16 protein-coding genes are annotated in these 18,565 nt (G+C 63.5%); 8 read left to right on the top strand and 8 right to left on the bottom strand.

Annotation, left to right across the window (positions count from 1 at the left end):
• Nucleotides 1-136 precede the first annotated feature (136 nt).
• Both QM609_RS00635 and QM609_RS00630 read left to right on the top strand, forming a co-directional pair.
• Nucleotides 137-1,363, top strand: a complete 1,227-nt coding sequence (locus tag QM609_RS00635; protein WP_007735210.1) for a CaiB/BaiF CoA transferase family protein — start codon at nucleotides 137-139, stop codon at nucleotides 1,361-1,363.
• Nucleotides 1,360-2,871: a carboxyl transferase domain-containing protein gene (locus QM609_RS00630; RefSeq protein WP_030537717.1), complete on the top strand. Its 1,512-nt coding sequence runs from the start codon at nucleotides 1,360-1,362 to the stop codon at nucleotides 2,869-2,871. Before QM609_RS00635 ends, QM609_RS00630 begins: the two co-directional genes overlap by 4 nt.
• 87 nt (nucleotides 2,872-2,958) lie before the next feature.
• On the opposite strand, the gene QM609_RS00625 is transcribed toward QM609_RS00630, so the two are convergent.
• From QM609_RS00625 to QM609_RS00615, 3 genes are all read right to left on the bottom strand, one after another.
• Complete coding sequence (locus QM609_RS00625) at nucleotides 2,959-4,392, bottom strand: uracil-xanthine permease family protein (RefSeq protein WP_003946008.1); 1,434 nt, start codon at nucleotides 4,390-4,392, stop codon at nucleotides 2,959-2,961.
• A gap of 148 nt (nucleotides 4,393-4,540) precedes the next feature.
• Nucleotides 4,541-6,184 carry a PucR family transcriptional regulator gene (locus QM609_RS00620; protein ID WP_283336859.1) on the bottom strand — a complete coding sequence of 548 codons (1,644 nt, stop codon included), beginning with the start codon at nucleotides 6,182-6,184 and terminating at the stop codon, nucleotides 4,541-4,543.
• A gap of 102 nt (nucleotides 6,185-6,286) precedes the next feature.
• Complete coding sequence (locus QM609_RS00615) at nucleotides 6,287-7,402, bottom strand: XdhC family protein (protein WP_050655953.1); 1,116 nt, start codon at nucleotides 7,400-7,402, stop codon at nucleotides 6,287-6,289.
• Between the two features lie 282 nt (nucleotides 7,403-7,684).
• Between QM609_RS00615 and QM609_RS00610 the strand changes: the two genes are divergently transcribed.
• The 3 genes from QM609_RS00610 to QM609_RS00600 are packed head-to-tail and all read left to right on the top strand — an operon-like array spanning nucleotide 7,685 to nucleotide 10,231.
• The gene (locus tag QM609_RS00610; protein ID WP_003946016.1) at nucleotides 7,685-8,872 is read left to right on the top strand and encodes a CaiB/BaiF CoA transferase family protein; all 1,188 of its coding nucleotides are present in this window, start codon (nucleotides 7,685-7,687) and stop codon (nucleotides 8,870-8,872) included.
• Nucleotides 8,873-8,915: 43 nt separating this feature from the next.
• Nucleotides 8,916-9,575 carry a TetR/AcrR family transcriptional regulator gene (locus QM609_RS00605; RefSeq protein ID WP_003946066.1) on the top strand — a complete coding sequence of 220 codons (660 nt, stop codon included), beginning with the start codon at nucleotides 8,916-8,918 and terminating at the stop codon, nucleotides 9,573-9,575.
• Entirely contained in the window at nucleotides 9,572-10,231 is a 660-nt protein-coding gene (locus tag QM609_RS00600; RefSeq protein WP_050655949.1) for an enoyl-CoA hydratase-related protein, read from the top strand. Before QM609_RS00605 ends, QM609_RS00600 begins: the two co-directional genes overlap by 4 nt.
• Here the strand turns inward: QM609_RS00600 and QM609_RS00595 are convergent.
• The gene (locus tag QM609_RS00595) at nucleotides 10,199-10,744 is read right to left on the bottom strand and encodes an ATP-binding protein (RefSeq protein ID WP_283336858.1); all 546 of its coding nucleotides are present in this window, start codon (nucleotides 10,742-10,744) and stop codon (nucleotides 10,199-10,201) included. The two genes, QM609_RS00600 and QM609_RS00595, sit on opposite strands and share 33 nt — an antisense overlap.
• A 115-nt stretch (nucleotides 10,745-10,859) precedes the next feature.
• On the opposite strand from QM609_RS00595, the gene QM609_RS00590 reads away from it, so the two are divergent.
• Complete coding sequence (locus QM609_RS00590) at nucleotides 10,860-11,591, top strand: MBL fold metallo-hydrolase (protein ID WP_030537720.1); 732 nt, start codon at nucleotides 10,860-10,862, stop codon at nucleotides 11,589-11,591.
• On the opposite strand, the gene QM609_RS00585 is transcribed toward QM609_RS00590, so the two are convergent.
• Together QM609_RS00585 and QM609_RS00580 are read right to left on the bottom strand one after the other, a co-directional pair.
• Entirely contained in the window at nucleotides 11,583-12,974 is a 1,392-nt protein-coding gene (locus tag QM609_RS00585; RefSeq protein ID WP_050655948.1) for an amidase, read from the bottom strand. The two genes, QM609_RS00590 and QM609_RS00585, sit on opposite strands and share 9 nt — an antisense overlap.
• Before the next feature lie 150 nt (nucleotides 12,975-13,124).
• The gene (locus QM609_RS00580; protein ID WP_007735219.1) at nucleotides 13,125-13,436 is read right to left on the bottom strand and encodes an ArsR/SmtB family transcription factor; all 312 of its coding nucleotides are present in this window, start codon (nucleotides 13,434-13,436) and stop codon (nucleotides 13,125-13,127) included.
• A 91-nt stretch (nucleotides 13,437-13,527) separates the two neighbouring features.
• On the opposite strand from QM609_RS00580, the gene QM609_RS00575 reads away from it, so the two are divergent.
• Both QM609_RS00575 and QM609_RS00570 read left to right on the top strand, forming a co-directional pair.
• Nucleotides 13,528-14,586: an SDR family oxidoreductase gene (locus tag QM609_RS00575; RefSeq protein ID WP_007735220.1), complete on the top strand. Its 1,059-nt coding sequence runs from the start codon at nucleotides 13,528-13,530 to the stop codon at nucleotides 14,584-14,586.
• Nucleotides 14,587-14,725: 139 nt separating this feature from the next.
• Nucleotides 14,726-16,024 carry a T3SS (YopN, CesT) and YbjN peptide-binding chaperone 1 gene (locus QM609_RS00570; protein WP_003946055.1) on the top strand — a complete coding sequence of 433 codons (1,299 nt, stop codon included), beginning with the start codon at nucleotides 14,726-14,728 and terminating at the stop codon, nucleotides 16,022-16,024.
• 24 nt (nucleotides 16,025-16,048) lie between these two features.
• Here QM609_RS00570 and QM609_RS00565 read toward each other — a convergent pair whose 3' ends face one another.
• The gene (locus tag QM609_RS00565; RefSeq protein ID WP_050655947.1) at nucleotides 16,049-18,238 is read right to left on the bottom strand and encodes a transglycosylase domain-containing protein; all 2,190 of its coding nucleotides are present in this window, start codon (nucleotides 18,236-18,238) and stop codon (nucleotides 16,049-16,051) included.
• A 112-nt stretch (nucleotides 18,239-18,350) separates the two neighbouring features.
• Complete coding sequence (locus tag QM609_RS00560; RefSeq protein WP_050655946.1) at nucleotides 18,351-18,560, bottom strand: hypothetical protein; 210 nt, start codon at nucleotides 18,558-18,560, stop codon at nucleotides 18,351-18,353.
• Nucleotides 18,561-18,565 lie beyond the last annotated feature (5 nt).

The following is an 18,565-nucleotide window of genomic DNA, read 5'->3' as shown; positions in this document are numbered from 1 at the left end:
TCGAAAGACGGGCCGCACATACCTCCTTCAGTGGCCCTGGCCGGTTTCTCGGTCCAGCGGACCGGAGTCGACCGAACTACGGAGGCCTCAACCACCAACTGGCTCAGCCAATTACACCAGAACACGGCGGTGCGACATGAACTCGACTTCGAAGCCTCACAACACAAGTGCTCGTAGTGGTCCGTTACACGACGTGATAGTCGTCGACCTCACGCGCGCACTCGCGGGTCCTCACGCGGCAATGATGCTCGGCGATCTGGGTGCCGACGTGATCAAGGTCGAATCACCTCACGGCGGCGACGACACCCGTGGGTGGGGGCCGCCTTTTGTGGAGCCCACGTTGGAACCACCGAACACACAACGGGAATCGACGTATTTTCTGTCCACGAACCGGAACAAGAAGTCGATCACGCTCGATCTGAAATCCGACAGTGGGCGCGCGACCCTCGAAGATCTCGTCTGCCGCGCCGATGTTCTCATGGAGAACTTCCGCACCGGAGTTCTCGATCGACTCGGATTCTCGACCGAGCGGCTGGCCGAACTCAATCCTCGACTGATCGTTCTGTCCATCAGCGGTTTCGGCCACGACGGCCCGGAAGGCGGTCGCGCCGGCTACGACCAGATCGCCCAGGGGGAAGCCGGACTCATGTCGCTGACCGGCTCGAGTCCGGACGACGTTCAACGAGTCGGAGTTCCGATCGCCGATCTTCTCGCCGGAATGTACGGGGCGTTCGGTGTCGTCGCGGCTTTGAAGGAACGCGAACAGACGGGGAAAGGCCGCGTTGTCCGAACGTCGCTCTTGGCCAGCGTGGTCGGTGTTCACGCGTTTCAAGGAACGAAGTGGACCGTCGCCGGTGAGGTAGGCACAGCGCAGGGCAACCACCATCCCTCCATCGCACCGTACGGGCTCTTTCGTACCGGCGATGGCGCAGTGCAGATCTCGGTCGGCAGCGAAAGCCTGTGGAGAAGATTCTGCGAAGGATTCGACCTCGACCCTGACGCCCCGGGTATGGCAACAAACGCCGAACGCGTCGAAAATCATTTCCAGGTCGTCGAATTGATCGAACGTACCTTCAAGCCGTACTCGCGTGACGAGCTTCTGACCGAACTCGACCGCATCGGAGTACCGGCAGGACGGGTTCGGACGATCTCCGAAGTGTACGAATGGGAGCAGACCCGATCACAGGGATTGCTCGTCGACGTCGACCACAGCACGCTCGGAAACATCACACTGCCCGGTCCACCGCTACGATTTTTCGATCCGGACGGAACCGAGGTGACGGAGACCCGCCACACTGCACCTCCGGTTCTCGGTGAAGACACTGACGAAATCATGTCATGGCTACAAGGATTCACCCGATGAACCGCCTGACGGCTCGCGACTTGCTCGACCTGGTAATCGATGCCGGCACCTGGGAGTCGTGGGATACCCCTCCGATTCCCGTCGCGACCGACTCCGACTACGCCGAAGCACTTCTGCGGGCCCAGGAGAAGACCGGGCTCGACGAGTCCGTCCTGACCGGAAGCGCCTCCGTCCGAGGCCGCCGTGTGGCAATCATCGTCTGCGAGTTCGGTTTTCTCGGTGGTTCGATCGGCGTGGCGGCGGGAGAACGCCTCGTCGTCGCCATCCGTCGAGCCACTCAAGAGCAGCTGCCCCTTCTTGCGCTTCCCACGTCCGGGGGAACGCGTATGCAGGAGGGGACGACGGCGTTTTTGCAGATGGTCAAGATCACCGCGGCGCTCATCAAGCACAAAGAAGCGCACCTGCCCTACATCGTCTATCTCCGAAACCCCACCACCGGAGGCGTATTCGCGTCCTGGGGATCACTCGGTCACGTGACGATCGCGGAACCGGGGGCCCTCGTCGGATTCCTCGGCCCTCGAGTGTTCGAGGCCTTGTACAACTCACCTTTCCCCGCCGGTGTCCAGACAGCGGAGAACCTTCACGAGCACGGACTCATCGATGCAGTGAGGCCGCCAGACCAGCTCGCCGAAATCGTCGAACGCGCATTGCGCATCATCACCGGGGCGCATCGTGGGTACTTATTGCCCAGTGACCCGTGCTCGTACGATTGCCCACCCGATACGTCGGCGTGGGAATCCGTCGTCGCATCCCGGCGCGAAGACCGACCGGGGATACGGGAAGTGTTGCTCAATTCCGCCTCGGACATGCTCCCGCTCAACGGAACCGGCCAAGGCGAGAACGATCCCGGCATCATGCTCGCGCTCGTTCGCTTCGGCGACATGCCCTGCGTCCTTCTCGGACAGGACCGGCGCGGACAGACTGCTCACTCCCCACTCGGCCCCGGCGCTCTGCGGGAGGCTCGGCGAGGTATGCGGCTGGCCGCAGAACTCGACCTGCCGCTGGTGACGATCATCGACACAGCGGGCGCGGCACTGTCGAAGGAGGCCGAAGAAGGTGGACTGGCGGGCGAGATCGCTCGGTGCATAGCCGACATGATTTCACTCGAGGTCCCCACCATTTCCCTCCTGCTCGGGCAGGGCACGGGCGGCGGCGCCCTGGCACTGATTCCGGCCGATCGAGTGCTGGCGGCCCGCCACGGTTGGCTCTCGCCCTTACCTCCCGAAGGTGCGAGCGCGATCATGTTCCACGACGTCACGCACGCGCCGGACATGGCAGCCAGTCAAGGGATCAGGTCCTTCGATCTGCTCGCGGGCGGCATCGTCGATCGGGTCATCCCCGAATTTCCCGATGCCGCGGACGAATCCGCCGCCTTCTGCACTCGCGTCGGAGCGGTACTGCACTACGAGCTGAGCGTGCTCAGTACTACCGATGCGACTGAACGGCTCAACACCCGCACCGAACGCATCGACCGTATCGGCCTGGTCGAAGCCAGTACCTCCGTCTGATCGATCAGTACCCAGAACACCGGAAAGGCCGGACATCCTCCGCGGAGGATGTCCGGCCTTCGTCGATCGAGCACACTCAGCCAAGCGTCACGTGAGTTGCTTGGCGGGTTCCTCCCGATCGCCGCCGGGAGTCTTCGAATCCGGCTTGTTCGGTTCCGGATTCTTCGCATTCAGTTCCGGGTTCTTCGAACCGATGAACTGGCACAGGTGGTACATCCCGATCACGACGATGGTGCCGAGCGCGATGCCGCTGAGCGAGAACGTGTCACTGAACTTCAGAGCCGTGTCGCCGATACCGATGATGAGGCCGGCCGCGATCGGCATGAGGTTGAGCGGATTGCCGAAGTCGACGCCGTTCTCCTTCCAGATCTTGGCGCCGAGCAGACCGATCATGCCGTAGAGCACCACGGTGATTCCGCCGAGAACACCGCCGGGCGTCGCCGAGATGACGGCACCGAACTTGGGGGAGAAGCCGAGCATCATGGCGACGATGCCGGCAACCGCGTAGGCGGCGGTGGAGTACACACGGGTCGCTGCCATGACACCGATGTTCTCGGCGTACGTCGTGGTGGGCGAACCGCCGACGCTGCTGGCGATAGCGGTGGCGAAACCGTCACCGGCGAGCGCACGTCCCATGTACGGGTCGAGGTCGTCCCCGGTCATCTCGGCCACGGCCTTGACGTGGCCCGCGTTCTCCGCGATCAACGCGATGACACCCGGAAGGACCAGGATGATGAACGTGAGGCTGAACGACGGAGCGTGGATGCCGACGATTCCGTTGGCCTCGTCCGAGAACGGAGGAAGCCCGAACCACGACGCCGACTGCACCGAATCCCAGTTGACGCGGAAGTGCTCGGTGATCTGACCGGTGCCTGCGTCGTAGGAGGTGATCGTCCCCGAGACCCGGTCGAGGATCCAGGAGAGGACGTAGCCGAAGATCAGCGCCAGGAAGATGGCGATGCGCGCCATGAAGCCGCGTAACGCGATACTCATGACGATCAGGGCCACCATGACGATCAGGGCCACCCACTGGTCCTGCGGCCAGTACAGCCCCGCGACGACGGGTGCCAGGTTGAATCCGATCAACATCACCACCGCGCCGGTCACCACCGGGGGAAGAACCTTGAATACGACCCGGCCACCGAGGAAGTGGATCGCGATACCGATGGCCGCCAGGACGAGTCCGGACACCAGGATCGCGCCGGTCACCTCGGCGGACGTTCCGCCCTGGGCGCGAATGGCGGCGATACCACCGACAAAGGCCGCCGACGTTCCGAGGTAGCTGGGAATGCGTCCCTTGACCACCAGCAGGAAGAAGAGCGTACAGAAACCCGACATCATCACGGCAAGTTGAGGATTGAGCCCCATGATGATCGGGAAGACGAACGTCGCGCCGAACATCGACACCACGTGCTGGCTGCCCAGCCCGATGGTTCTTCCCCAGCTGAGCCGCTCGCCGGGAGCGACCACTTCACCCGGTTTGATGTTCTTTCCATCTCCGTGCAACGTCCAAATCGGCATGATGGGACCTTTCGTGCAGAGGAAGGTGTCCGAACGCTGAGTGTGCTCCAGCTCACAAAACACCGTGACTGGAGTGAAACGCTATTACAGCGCAGGGGTATCGACGTGATGACAATCTGCCAGAACCCACGGACTCGGATTGGCAATATTAGTGATTGATGCCGCGCATCGCGGTTATCTTCAGTGCTAGAGACAGATCCAGCCGTAGCTCGGGTTGCGCCGTGAAGGGTCCCAGCATTTTCTCCAGCTTAACGACCCTGTAACGCAGTGTGTTGTAATGGAAGTGGAGCTTGCGCGCTGTCTCGGCGATGTTGATGTTGGTCGCGAGCAAGACTTCCAATGTCTTGCGCATGTCCTGCGCTTCGGCAGTTTCCTCCGTCAGTTCCCGCAGTGTCTCCCGCGCGAACGTCTCCAGCTCGTTTTCGTCCTCGACCAGACTGAGCAGTCTGTACACACCGAGATCGTCGAACTGAGTCACCGTCCACGGACCGGAGATCCGTCGCCCGACGGTCAGTGCGGTGCGCGCCTGACTGTAGAGCGCGGGGACTGCGTCGATCGCCGCTGTCGGCCGGGACACCCCGACACTGAACGGCCTTCTCCCGCCGCCACCTTCACCGCGAACGACCGTGACGAGGTCCCGCACCAATGCCATCGTGTCGGTGCCGACGCCCATGACGATCACCGTCTCGCCCGTCAGCGCGGTCACCGCCGCACCGGGATCGCGGTGGGCGATCGCCCCGGAGAACGCCATCGCCTGGCGATCGACAACAGGCAGCCGAGCGGGCGCCGCAGAGGCCGGTTCGTCGATCGGGTCAGGCTCGATCGAGACGATCACCAGCGGGCGGTCGAAGTCCCAACCGAATGTCTTGGCATGGGAGACAACGTGATCGTGGTCCCCGGCCCGACCGAGGAGCAGGTCGTGAACGAAGTTGGCGCGATGGCGTTCCTCCACCGACGCCACGGCTTGTTCGCGGGTGATGACCAACGCACACACCGACGCGGCCCGCTCGACCAGGTACTGGTCGTAACTCGTCATCACGCGCTCACCGGTGAACAACGCGAGACGCCCGTGGTCGATGTGATTGGCGGAAATCGCGGACACCGCGATGAATTGACCGTCGAACTCGTGCAGACCCAATCCGCCCGCGACGGTGTCGGTCCGCAGACGACCGGTGGAATCGACGGCGGGACAGGCAGACAGATGCTTGCGCTCCGCGGCGTCCCCGGCGCGGCAGATCTCGCGTCCGTCCGAGGTGGTGATCAGGGCGGCGCCCTTCATCTCCCGTGCGATGACTTCGGTCAATTGCGGGAGGCCGCCGCCGCCCATCACGACGTCGACCAGCAGCCGTCGCAAGCGCTCGGCCCCGAACATGGCGTCGATCTGGGCCGACTCCGTCTGCTCACGGTCTCTCGCCGCAGGGTGATCACACGCACCGTGAAAAACCAGGAGCGGGAAGCCGGCGCTTTCGGCCGCGTCGACCAGCTCCGGCGCGAGAGTGTCCCCGTCTGCGCCGAATTGGACGGCAAGTGCCGCAACACCTCGCGTCGACAACCGTCCGACAAATGCTTTGAAGGTTTCGGTGACCCTGGCGAGGGTTTCCGGCGTGGTGATCAGCAACTGTCCGTGCCGCAGCCACGGTCCGATGTCCGGAACCGCCATGAATCCCACCCGGGCTACCGTCGGGTCTTCGCAGCCGCCGGCGACCTTTCGAACACCAGGAAGGAGCTGGGTTCGAAGAACTTCGGAGAGAACAGCATTCACCTCGGATGCCGGTACGGCCGGGTTTGCCACTTGGCAGGCACCTCGATTTCATTCGGATCACGGAAGATGGTTCACGAAAGAAACGATCCTATCCCCACCGAACACAAGATGTCCGAATTCAGCGCAGTCGACTCAGGCCGTTCGATGCAGGGCGGTCGGATTCTCCTGAGGTGGCGGGTGGATCGGCCCCTGCAGATCCCGCAGTTCCAAACCGGAGGCATTGCGAAGGGTCTTGGTCATCTCGGCGAGGATCGACACTGCAGTCTCCTCCGGTGTCCTCGCGCCGAGATCCAACCCGATCGGTGAGTGCAGACGCCCCAACTCGGCGTCGGTGACGCCTCGCTCCTTCAACAGCGCCACCCGACGCTCATGCGTCGCACGACTTCCCATCGCGCCGACGTACGCAGCCGGCGAACGCAGCGCGATCTCGAGCAGGGGGATGTCGAACTTCTCGTCGTGCGTGAGCACGGCCAGGACGGTTTTGTTGTCGATCGGTGCGGTTTCGAGGAACTTGTGTGGCCACATGACGACCAGATCGTGGGCGTCGGGGAAGCGCGCCCGTGTCGCGAAGACCGGCCGTGCGTCCACGACGGTCACTCGGTAACCCGCAAAGGCGCCCAACGTACACATCGATGCCGCGAAGTCGATGGCCCCGAACACGTACATCCTCGGTAGTGGCGCGAAGATCTCGACCAGCAGGTCGTGCTGCGAATCGATGAGGGTTCCCGCCGGCGCGACAAAAGCGACGGACTCACCGGTGTCCATCGTGCGCAACAGGATGGAGACCTCGTCCTCCGTGGCATCCAGATCCCCGCTGCGTCGGCCGTGCTCGACGACGAGATGCCGCGCCGGCGCTCCCGGACGCACTTCGGTGACCACGACGACGGGCGTATCGGCCTCGATTCGTTCACAGACCTGACCGAACTCGGCGAAATCGGCTCCGACGGCCTGGACCAACACTTCGATGGTTCCGCCGCAGGTCAGACCTACTCCGATGGCGTCGTCGTCGGAGACGCTGAAGACCTCGATGCGGCTGGTGCCGTCGGCGAGAACCTCCTGGGCGATCTCGTACAGTGCACTCTCGATACACCCGCCCGAGACGCTGCCGACCACCTCGCCGGAGCGTGAGACGGCCATCGAAGCACCGGGCATGCGCGGTGAGGATCGCCAGGTACGGACAACCGTCGCCAGTGCAAAATCCTCGCCGCGGGCGTGCCACTGCGCCAGCTGAGTGGAAATGTCGCGCATCGCCTCGCCTCCCGCTTGCATCGCCGTCCGTAGAGAGTTCACGGTATCGGCCCACCGCAATCCTGCCTGTCACACAATGCGCCTAAATCCGGGCCCTGCAGTTGTGCAATGTCGCCGTCGCATCACCGTGCGCTCTCGACCAGTGTTGTCACCGAGCCCAGCCGAAAGCAGGCCTGACCTTCATTCTTCCCCTCTCCGACGATCACTGCAGCGGCAATTCACGCAGATGGTGCGACGGATCGAGTGGGCGACGTTGCACACCACAGAACCGAGGTTTCTCCCATGGACCAATTGCTCAGCGGTATCAAAGTTCTCGACCTCACCCGTGCTCTCGCGGGGCCTCTGTGCACGTCGCTGCTCTCGGACTTCGGCGCCGACGTGGTCAAGGTCGAAACCCGTGGCTCCGGCGACAGTTCGCGTCAGTGGCCGCCGTTCGACGGCGATCGAAGCCTCTACTTCGCTTCCGTGAACCGCGGCAAACGGTCGATCGCCATCGACATGCGCAGTGACCGCGGGCGGAAACTGCTTCGCAGCCTGGCCCTCGACGCAGATGTGCTGGTCGAGAACTTCCGTCCGGGAGTACTGGCCGACATGGGGCTCGATCCCGACTCGCTCGAGCAGGAGAATCCAGGGCTCGTCGTGATGAGCATCAGTGGTTTCGGCCCGGTGGGCCCGGACCAGTTCGCGCCCGGACTCGATCAGGTGGCCCAGGGTATGTCCGGGCTGATGTCGGTCACCGGTGCCGGGGAACAGACCCCGATGCGGGTCGGTATCCCCATCATCGACACGGTCTCGGGCATCTACGCAGCGCTGGGCATCACGGCGGCGCTTGCCTCTCGCGGTCGCGATGGTCGTGGGCACCGCGTGCAGACCTCGTTGCTGGAATCCGCGATCTCGATCATGACCTTCCAGGCGCAGGACTACCTGAGCACCGGGCGGGTTTCGACGCCGAACGGCAATACGCACCCGACGATCACGCCGTACGGCGCTTTCGACACTGCCGACTTCCCGATCAACATTGCCACCGGCTCGGACAAGCACTGGATCGCACTGTGCTCGGTACTCGGCGACCCCGAGCTCGCCTTCCGTACCGAATATGCCACGGGTAAAGAACGTTTGGCGCACCGAGACCAACTGACCAAAGAACTCGAGGACCTACTGACCACGAAGGGCGCGGCGCAATGGATCTCCGAGATCCGCGGTGCCGGAATCCCCTGCGGCCCCATCCATTCGATCGATCAGGTGTTCTCCGACCCGCAGGTCGAGGCATTGCAGATGGTCGAGCAGACCCAGAGCGCCGACGGAACGTCGATTCCCGTTGTCCGCGGACCGTTCTGGGTGGACGGCAAGACCCTTCCCGTCAGGAATGCGCCACCCATGACTCTCGGCGGTGACGCCGACGACGTACTCACCGACTTCGGCCTGCGCCCGGAGGAGATCGAGGATCTTCGCGCAAATTCGGTGATCTGACCGCACACTAGTAACAGAGCAGACGCTCTGTTACTGTGCGTTCATGCCTCGGCCACGCGTCCACGACCTCGACACCCTGCTCGACGCTGCCGAAAAACTTGCCGCCACCGCCGGGCCGAGCGCTGTCACGGTCCGGGCAGTCTCCGACGCCACCGGTGTATCCAACGGGGCGATCTATCACGCATTCGGCTCTCGCAGTGGACTGGTCGGTAGCGCGTGGCTGCGTGCTGCACGACGATTTCTCGCGCTTCAACAATCTAGAGTGGACGACGCTCTCGCGGACCCGTCGCCGACTTCGGCGGTTTCCGCCGTCGTCGCAGCCGCCGAAGTTCCGGCTGTCTTCGCGCTCGACTACCCACAATCCGCGTTGCTGCTGTTGACGATCCAGCGCGACGAACTGCTCGGCACCGACGTCCCTGCCGACATCGCCGAGCAACTCACACAACTCGACCGGTCTCTGGTCGAGTTGTTCATCCGGTTGTCGACCGCGCTCTGGGGCCGCAAGGACGGCAGAGCCGTCGAGGCAATCGAGGCCTGTGTTGTCGGCTTGCCTACCGGATTACTCATTCATCCCGCCAAACGCGCCGACGGTTGGCGAGTCCCCGACGCCGCAGCACGCGCGCGGTTGGATGCCGCCGTTCGAGCGGTTCTGCATCTCGACCCACCACTGCCCAAGCCACGCAACAGGAAAGGCCAATCATGACCGCAACTCTGCGCTTCGAAGACAAGATCGCCGTTCTCGATCTCGGCGAGGACGAGAATCGTTTCTCGCCGGATTGGCTCGGTTCCGTCGACAAGCTACTCGACCAGGCTTTGAGCGAAGGCGCACATGCCCTGGTCACCACGGCGACGGGCAAGTTCTACTCCAACGGACTCGACCTCGACTGGCTGGGCGCGAACGGCGACAAGGCGAAGTGGTATGTGCAGCAGGTGCAGTCGCTGTTCGCCCGGATGCTGACGTTCCCCATGCCCACCGTCGCTGCGATCAACGGCCACGCCTTCGGAGCCGGCGCCATGCTCGGCATCGCGCATGATTACCGCGTCATGCGCGATGATCGCGGCTACTACTGCTTCCCGGAGGTGGACATCAACATCCCCTTCACCGAAGGAATGGCAGCTCTCATCCAGGCCAAACTCAGCCCGGCGTCGGCAATCGTCGCCATGACCACGGGGCGGCGATACGGCGGAAGTGACGCATTCGCAGCCGGTTTGGTGGACTTCACCGCATCCGTCGATGCTTTGACCGCCAAGGCCATCGAAATGGTTGCACCGATCGGCCCGAAGAATGCGGGCACACTGGGGGCAATCAAGTCGACGATGTTCGCTTCAGTGGTCACCGCTCTGAACACCGACGGCTAGAAGCGACGGACTGTGTTCTCGCAGAGCCGCTTCCAGATCGTCGGCAACACTTTCGGGATCGCGGCCTTCGGTGCTCAGAACCACGTCGACTCCACTGAGCGTCGGCATCGAACCGGCCAGCAGTTGTGACGCCTCCACCAACTCGTCCAACCCGGCCCAGCCGGCCGGTTCACGTTCGATGATTCTGGTACGCAACGTATCCGGATCGGCCTCGAGGCGCGCCAGCAGGTGCCCCTCGGCGCCGGTCGCGGCCAGCAGGGCGCGCCCGTAGTCGTCGTCTTCGACGGTCGCCGTGAGAAACAGGAGTCCGTACCCCGCGTCCCGGTACGACGCGGACAGCATCCCGACGTGTGAGATTGCCCGTTCGGCCCCCAGCGGCGGATAGCACCGCTCGAGTTCGTCCACCTCGATCATCGCGTTGCTCACCCCGGCCTCGCCGAGTCGATCGTGAAGCGCGGTCAGCACGGAACTCTTCCCCGCGCCCGGCGGGCCTGTCAGCAGCAGTACGAACACGTCCTCCACTATTGCAGAGCCGTAAGCACGTCCAGAACCTTGTGCATGCGCGGGGCGGCGAGAAGGCTGGAGAAGACAGCTCGACATGTACAACAGCCCTGATCGGAGCACCGCGATGACCACCACGATCACCGAAATCGCGCCGGACATCTACCGACTGTCGACCTTCGTGGACGAAGCGAACCTCACGATGAACCAGTTTCTCGTCGACGGCGAGGAACCCTTACTCTTCCACACCGGGCAGCGAGCGTTGTTCACCTCGGCTTCCGACGCACTCTCCACGCTGATCGACATCGACCGTCTGAAATGGATCACGTTCGGTCACGTCGAGGCCGACGAATGCGGGTCCATGAACTCCTGGCTTGCGGCGGCCCCCGAAGCGCAAGTTGCACACGGTGCGATGGGGTGCTTCGTCCAGGTCAACGATCTGGCCGATCGGGCGCCACTTCCCTTGCAGGACGGCGACGTACTCGAAACCGGCAGCCGCCGAGTCCGGCACATCGACACCCCACACGTCCCACACGGTTGGGACGCGGGCCTGATGTTCGAGGAGACGACGTCGACGCTGTTCTGCGGAGATCTGTTCACCGCGTTCGGGCACCACCCCGCGACCACCGAGCACGAAATCGTCGGCCCCGCTTTGGAAGCCGAGGACTTGGGCCACGCCACCTGCCTCACCCCGGATCTCGAACCCACGATCCGTGCCCTGGCCGACCTCGAGCCGCGGATTCTGGCGACCATGCATGCACCGACGTACTACGGCGATTGCGTCACCACTCTTCACGACCTTGCCGACTCGTACGCAACACGTTTCGCAGCCGAAACCGAAAAATGGAAGTCAGACTAGAGCTTGCGCCTTCGACGTGATTCGCGCCGCCACGGACAGCGCAACGTGCTCGCGGAACGGTCTCGCCACCACCTGCACCCCGATCGGTAAACCGTGGCGGGAGAGTCCTACCGGAACCACGACCGACGGAAGACCGAGCACACTGATCGCCCGGCAACTCGCGAGCGCATCCATCCATGTGAGTTTGCGACCGTCCACCTCGAAGCTCTCCACACCGAGTGGCGGAGCGAGCACCGACGCAACCGGCAGGATCAGTGCGTCTCCCATCTCGCCGAGGAATTCGCTGATCAACACCGCGCGATCCGCCCACAGCGCTTCCACCTCGGCGGAACTGCGATCACGGCCTGCCGCAAGCATGGCGGTGATGTCCGCGTCGAAAGCGTGCGCTGAACCTGCTGCGAGAGAGTAGATGTCCGCGTGGGTCTCGACCGATCGCAACGCACCGAAAAGCGCGTTGGCCCGCGGCAGAGCCAGACCGTCGCACTCGCTCGCGTCCAGGCTGATCGCCACCGTCCGAACCGCTGACCGGATTTCTTCGTCGACGGGAATCGTTCCCTCGCCGGTGGCCCAGCGGATGTCGAGGTCGTCGACGTCGACCGAATCAGGCTCGGTCCACGAGAAATGCGGCTTCGACAGGACGCGCAACGCAAGCGCCGCATCACCGAGGTTGCGGGCCAGTGGGCCGATGGTCTGGATCGTGCCGTGCATCGTCGCAGGGTTGGCGAGTACCCGTCCATCCGAAAGCACGCCTGGATACTGACCTTCCGGATCGACACGTCCGAGCGTCGGGCGAACCGAAGTGAGGCCGGTGCAGTGGGCGGGCCAACGCACCGAGCCACCAAAATCCGTACCGAGTCCGAGCACGCTCATCCCGGCAGCAACCGACGCGGACTCGCCGCCACTCGACCCGCCGGGGGACCGGACGACGCCGTCCGGTCGCACCGGACTGGCCGTGGTTCCGAACAGTTCGTTTCGAGTCAGGCCGCACGCGCCGAATTCCGGGGTGTTGGTCTTGCCGATCAGAATCGCACCGGCAGCCTTGAATGCCGCGACGGCCGGGGCGTCGACGGCCGGGACGTTGTCCGCCAGAGTGCGAGAACCGGCAGTGGTGCGCACGCCGGCAGTGGCGATCAGGTCCTTGACCGTGAACGGAACCCCGGCAAGGGGGCCGAGTGTCTCACCGAGAAGGCGTCGCTCGTCCAGGGCATCCGCGGCCGTGCGAGCCTCCTCGGCGCACACGGTGACCAGTGCGTTGAGTTCGACATTGCATTCGTCGACCCGTGCGAGATGTTCTTCGACGACGGTCCGCGCCGACACCTGACCCGACCGCACGGCCTCGGCGATGGATCGGGCATCACGGCCCACCCAGCTCTCACGACTCATCGCACGCCTCTCCTTGCCAGTACCCTCTGCCGAGCGTAAGGACAACGAGCAACCCGAGAAACGACCACAATGCACATACCGACGGCGCCGGCGATGTGAGGTTTTGCCACAACGTTGGCGGCCCCGGAGGGATCGGTCAGGTGCTGGTACCTACAAACCCTGCCTGATGAATGCAGCAAGCTTCTCGATCTGTTGCTCGTTTCGTTTGTAATGCCGCCACTGACCGATTCGTGTGGTGGTCACCAGATCCGCGGCCTGGAGTGCGGCCATGTACTGAGACGCCGTCGATTGCGACACCTTCGCCCTCGCTTGAATGTGCTTGAGGCACACTCCGACCTCCTCGGCAGGCTCGAGCTGAGGGGGAAAGCTCCCGGGGTCTTTCAACCACTGCAGGATTTGCACACGCATCGGGTTGGCCAGCGCCTTGAACGCCGTTTCCCACTCGGTTGTTGCGTCTTCCATGTTCGTGAGCATACCGCTAGATCGCGAAATGCCGATATGTGTGGTTCACTCCCTATATCGCAACATCGCGATATACCAATGGGAGGCTGAAATGGTGCAGCACGACAAAGTGGCACTCGTGGTCGGAGCCCGAGGCGTGATCGGTGGGAACTTGATCGATCACCTCGAGTCGACCGGAGAATGGAAGATCATCGGACTCTCGCGGCGAGGCGGTACGGACACCGACCGGGTCGAACACATCGCAGTCGACCTGCTCGATCCTTACCGGACTGCAGCGGCACTGAGCGGACTGGGCGACGTCACTCACGTCTTCTACGCCGCCTATCAAGACCGCCCGACATGGGCCGAGCTGGTTCCGCCCAACTTGGCGATGCTGGTCAACACTCTCGACGCCATCGAGCCCGTTGCGGGCGGACTCGAGCACGTCAGCCTGATGCAGGGCTACAAGGTTTACGGGGCACACCTCGGACCGTTCAAAACTCCGGCCCGCGAGAGCGATCCACCGCACATGCCACCCGAGTTCAACGTCGACCAACAGCAGTTCCTCGAACGCAGGCAGCTCGGCAAGTCGTGGACATGGTCGGCGATCAGACCCTCGGTCGTCTCCGGATTCGCACTGGGTAACCCGATGAACCTCGCGATGGTCATCGCCGTCTACGCGACCATCTCGAAGAAACTGGGTGTCCCACTCCGATTCCCCGGCAAACCCGGCGCGTACACCAGCTTGATCGAGATGACCGACGCCGGACTCCTGGCCGAAGCGACGGTCTGGGCCGCGACCAACCCCGAGTGCGCAAATCAGGCGTTCAACATCAACAACGGCGACCTGTTCCGCTGGCAGGAGATGTGGCCGAAGATCGCAGCCTTCTTCGACATGGACGTCGCACCTCCGCTCCCGATGTCCCTCGATGTCGCAATGGCGGACAAGGAGTCGGTGTGGGATGAACTCGTCGAGGAACACCACCTTGCTCGGACCCCGTATTCCGATGTCTCGTCCTGGGGGTTCGGTGACTTCGTATTCGGATGGGACTACGACTTTTTCGCTGACGGATCGAAAGCTCGTCGGTTCGGATTTCACCGCCACGTCGACACCGAAGCGATGTTCCTCGACATCTTCGCCAATCTGCAGGCTCGGAAGATAATCCCCTGACTGAAACACGGTCACCCGGATCCTACGAACACTGTCACTGTCGGACCCCACGACTAACGTCGTAGGCGGGGTTTGAAAAGCAGGGGTTTCGGCGAGTCGTCGGTAGGGCCCCATGCGCCCCCGGACCAGAGGAGCGACGATGTCGGACAATACTTTCGATCTGGAAATCCTGAGTGCCTGGACTACTTTCGAGACTCATCTCGCTCGCTACATCTCCGTGATGGAGGACGACGACACCCTCGTGGTGGAGTCGCATTACGACAGCATGGACGAACTGGCCGACGCGCCCGCGTGCATCCAGTTCTTCGCATGGAACCAGACCTCCGTGCGCTGTGAAGTTCCTTCCAACAGGTTTCTGCATCCACTGCGGATGCTCGAACCGGAAGACCATTCAGCGCTGCTCGACATGGGGTTCAACGCTCCCGATCTGTGCGAGCACGAACCCGAGGGCAATGGGTCCATGTCCTTCTACATCGACGTCGACCGCGCTCGTCCCGAGGAACTGGTGACAAAGGTGTTGCGCGTCTTCCGTGAAATGTGGAGCATTGCGCACCCGTCGTTCCTGCGTGCCAGCACCAGTGGGCGCGAGTCGACGCCGGCGTTCGCCACGACGCCGTCTCACGCTCCCTCGGGTTCGGGCGACATGCTGCGGATCCTGGTCGACGGGGCCGTCGAGCGCCTTCTCGGTCATCCGCCCAAGCGTGACGACGACGGCGACATCCCGCTGGTCCGCGGTGAGCAGGTCACCTATGTTCGTGTCCTCGAGGACGACGAGTACGTAGAGGTGTTCTCGCGGGTCGTGCATTCGGTGGAGAACCTCGAGAACGCTGCTGTAATTCTTGCTCAGCTCAATCGGCAATGGCCGACCATCAAGCTCATTCTCGTCGAGCAGAGTGTGCTGGGCGTGGTCCGCGTGGACGGCGCACCCTTCGTCGCCGAGCACCTGCTGCGGGCTCTGCGCTCGTTCGCCGAACTGGCCGAAGCATCCGACGAACTCGCCGAAGAACTGGGCGGGCAACCCATCCGCGCAACCGGAGACACCGCCTTCAACGACGGCATGGCCTCCGAGCACGAAGATCCCGGTGCCGAATACGAGTCACACGAGTGCCACGAATTTCCGCCGGCTCTCATGGCGCTCCTCGAACTCGACGCAGACGGAACGGGCGAGCTCAGCGCCGAAGAGGTTGCCGTGATCTGTGAGCACGACCGCGACACCATTCTCGACTACCTGCGGATCAGCCAGGAGCAGGAGACTGCCTGGCACGAGGCGTTGACCGAGTCCATCCGCCGCAAGGACGACGACACCGACCTGTGTGCGGGTGAGAAGCGCGCGTGGACGCACGCGATCCGCAACCTCAGGCGCGGACTGCGCGTCGTCGTACTGCCCGCCAAGGATGCAGCGCCCACCCAACTCGGTCTCTTCGACGATCAGGCCTGAGAACCGGAAATCGAGCGCTGCTTGTCAGCCCGGTAGTGGGATGACGATGCCCGGCAGGATCTCGATCTGACGCGGCAACTGGGGGAGCGGCGGTACTTCGATCGGCGGTAGGCCGGGCACCTCGATGGGCGCCGGGGGAGCGACCGCGCCCGTCGTGGGCGTGCCCGTCCCGTCCCCCGAGGTCACGCCGGAGTTCGCGGGAACGCCGGCCTGCCCGCCGATGGGGTCCGGCCACGGGAAGCTCTCCCAGTCGGATCCCTTCAGCGCGCCGTCCATCGTGCTCTTCCAGATGTCCGCAGGCACTCCGGAGCCGTAGATCAAACCACCGTAGGAGTTGGTGATGGCCTGCGCGTCGGAAGTTCCGATCCACACCGCGGTGGACAGCGACGGCGTGTAACCGACCATCCACGCATCCTTGTTCTGGCCCGTGTCACCCAACTGCGCGGTACCGGTCTTGGCTGCAGACGGGCGTCCACCGGCAAGCGCGTGACCGTTCGAGTACGACGCGATCGGGAGCATTGCCTGCGTGACGTTGTCGGCAACGGCAGCATCGAGACGACGCTCACCGGGAGAGACCGGGCGATCGAGCAGGACTTCACCTTCGGCCGTCACGACCTTCTGGATGAAGTGCGGCTGCTGGTACACACCGGAATTGGCGAGCGTCGCGTAAGCGGACGCCATGTCGATAACGCGAGACTGATACTGGCCGAGCACGATTCCGTTCTCCGGCGGACCACCCTCCTGTGTGAGCGTCGGGTAGTCGAGTCCGGGAATGTGCTCGGGGATGCCGGCCAGGTGGGCGGCGTCGGCGATCTTCTGGGGACCGTTCTCCATCGAGAGCATCAACCGGTAGAAGCTGGTGTTCAGCGAACGCTTGAGTGCCTCGGCGATGGTGCATCGACCACAGGATTCGCCGCCGACGTTTCCGATGGTCACGCCGTTGATCGTGAGCGGTGAACTGTCGAACCGTGCGGACAGCGGAATGTCTTCCATCAATGCTGCGACCAGACCGAAGACCTTGAACGCTGAACCGGTCTGCAGCGGCGCCTGGGCGTAGTCGAAGCCGGCTCCGTCGTCACCGCCGTAATAGGCGTCGACGCCACCGGTCTTGGGGTCGATGGACACTACTGCGGTCCGCAGGTCTTCCGGCTCGCCCTCGAGATTCCGCCTGACGGCGTTCAGCGCAGCTTCCTGCGCAACCGGGTCGATGGTCGTCGTGATCTGCAGACCAGCGGTGTTCAGCGTCTGATCGCTGATACCGGCCTCGGCCAGTTCCTTGAGTACCTGGGTCTTGATGTGGCCTTCGGGTCCTGGCGCCTGGTTCAGATCGGTCGGCCGATTCGCGGGGGCGACGACCGGGAACTGCATCGCGTCGCGATCCGTCTTGGTCAGGCTGCCCAGTTCCACCATGCCGTTGAGAACGTAGTCCCAGCGCGCTTGCAGCGCGGACAGATTGGTCTCGGGGTCCAGGAACGACGGGCTCTGGATGACGGACGCGAGAACTGCGCCTTCCTCGACACTCAGCTCACTGACCGGCTTGTCGAAGTACGCGTTCGACGCGGCGGCGATGCCGTACGCACCGCGACCGAAGTAGATGGTGTTGAGATACGCGGCAAGAATGTCGTCCTTGGACCATTCGCGCGCCATCTTGGCGGAGATGACGAGCTCACGCAGCTTCCTGTCGATACTGCGCTTGTCACCGACCAAGACGTTCTTCACGTATTGCTGAGTGATCGTCGAACCACCGCCGGCGCTTTCCTTGCCCATCACGTTGTCGCGGGCAGCGCGAGCAAATCCGGAGATCGAGAATCCGGGGTTGGTGTAGAAGTTACGATCCTCCGCCGAGAGCACCGAATCGCGGACGTGAATCGGGATGGCCGACAACGCGACCTCGGTGCGGTTTCCCTCCGCCGGCACTACCTTGCCGAGCACGGTCGTGCCGTCGGCCATGTAGATGGTGGACACCTGATTGGTCTGCATGTCAGAGGGGCGCGGGACGTCGGTCCGGCTGTACGCGACAGCAAAAACCGACGCGGGCACGATGACCATCAGGAGCACGAGAACGTAGATGGTCCGCCGGACGTACCGCCACTTCGAGCGCTGCTTTTTCGCGGGCTTGGCCGACTTGTTCGACCGGGGCGAATTAGCCGACTTGCCCGATCGAGCCGACGACTGATCGCCACCCGTCGCACTCGATCTGTTCGATGGACTCACTCAACACTCCCGGTCGTGGATCCGGACTTACCGGCACCATTCCACCAGGGTGATATCTCGATCAGATAACTCCCGGCAACTGCGATACCGAAATGTCACCCTACCGGGCTGGCTACTCGCGACGTTCTGCTCGGACCGCGTTCCGATATCCGCGGAACGCCAGCCCGAGAGCGACGACGCAACCGAGCAGCACCAATGACGGCGTCACGCCGGGGTCGCCCTTGGCGATCGCGACCACAGCGCCGATCAACGCCATGAGGGCGAAGACCGAGATGAAGCCGGCGATCAGCTCCATGCGCTGGGCGCGCGAAGCCCGCCTCATCGAAA

Origin of the sequence: Rhodococcus sp. IEGM 1302, from assembly GCF_030056935.1 — a bacterium.
Taxonomy (GTDB): domain Bacteria; phylum Actinomycetota; class Actinomycetes; order Mycobacteriales; family Mycobacteriaceae; genus Rhodococcus_F; species Rhodococcus_F qingshengii.
The sequence above is the reverse complement of the archived record's forward strand: the minus strand, read 5'-3'. Positions and strand labels throughout refer to the sequence as shown.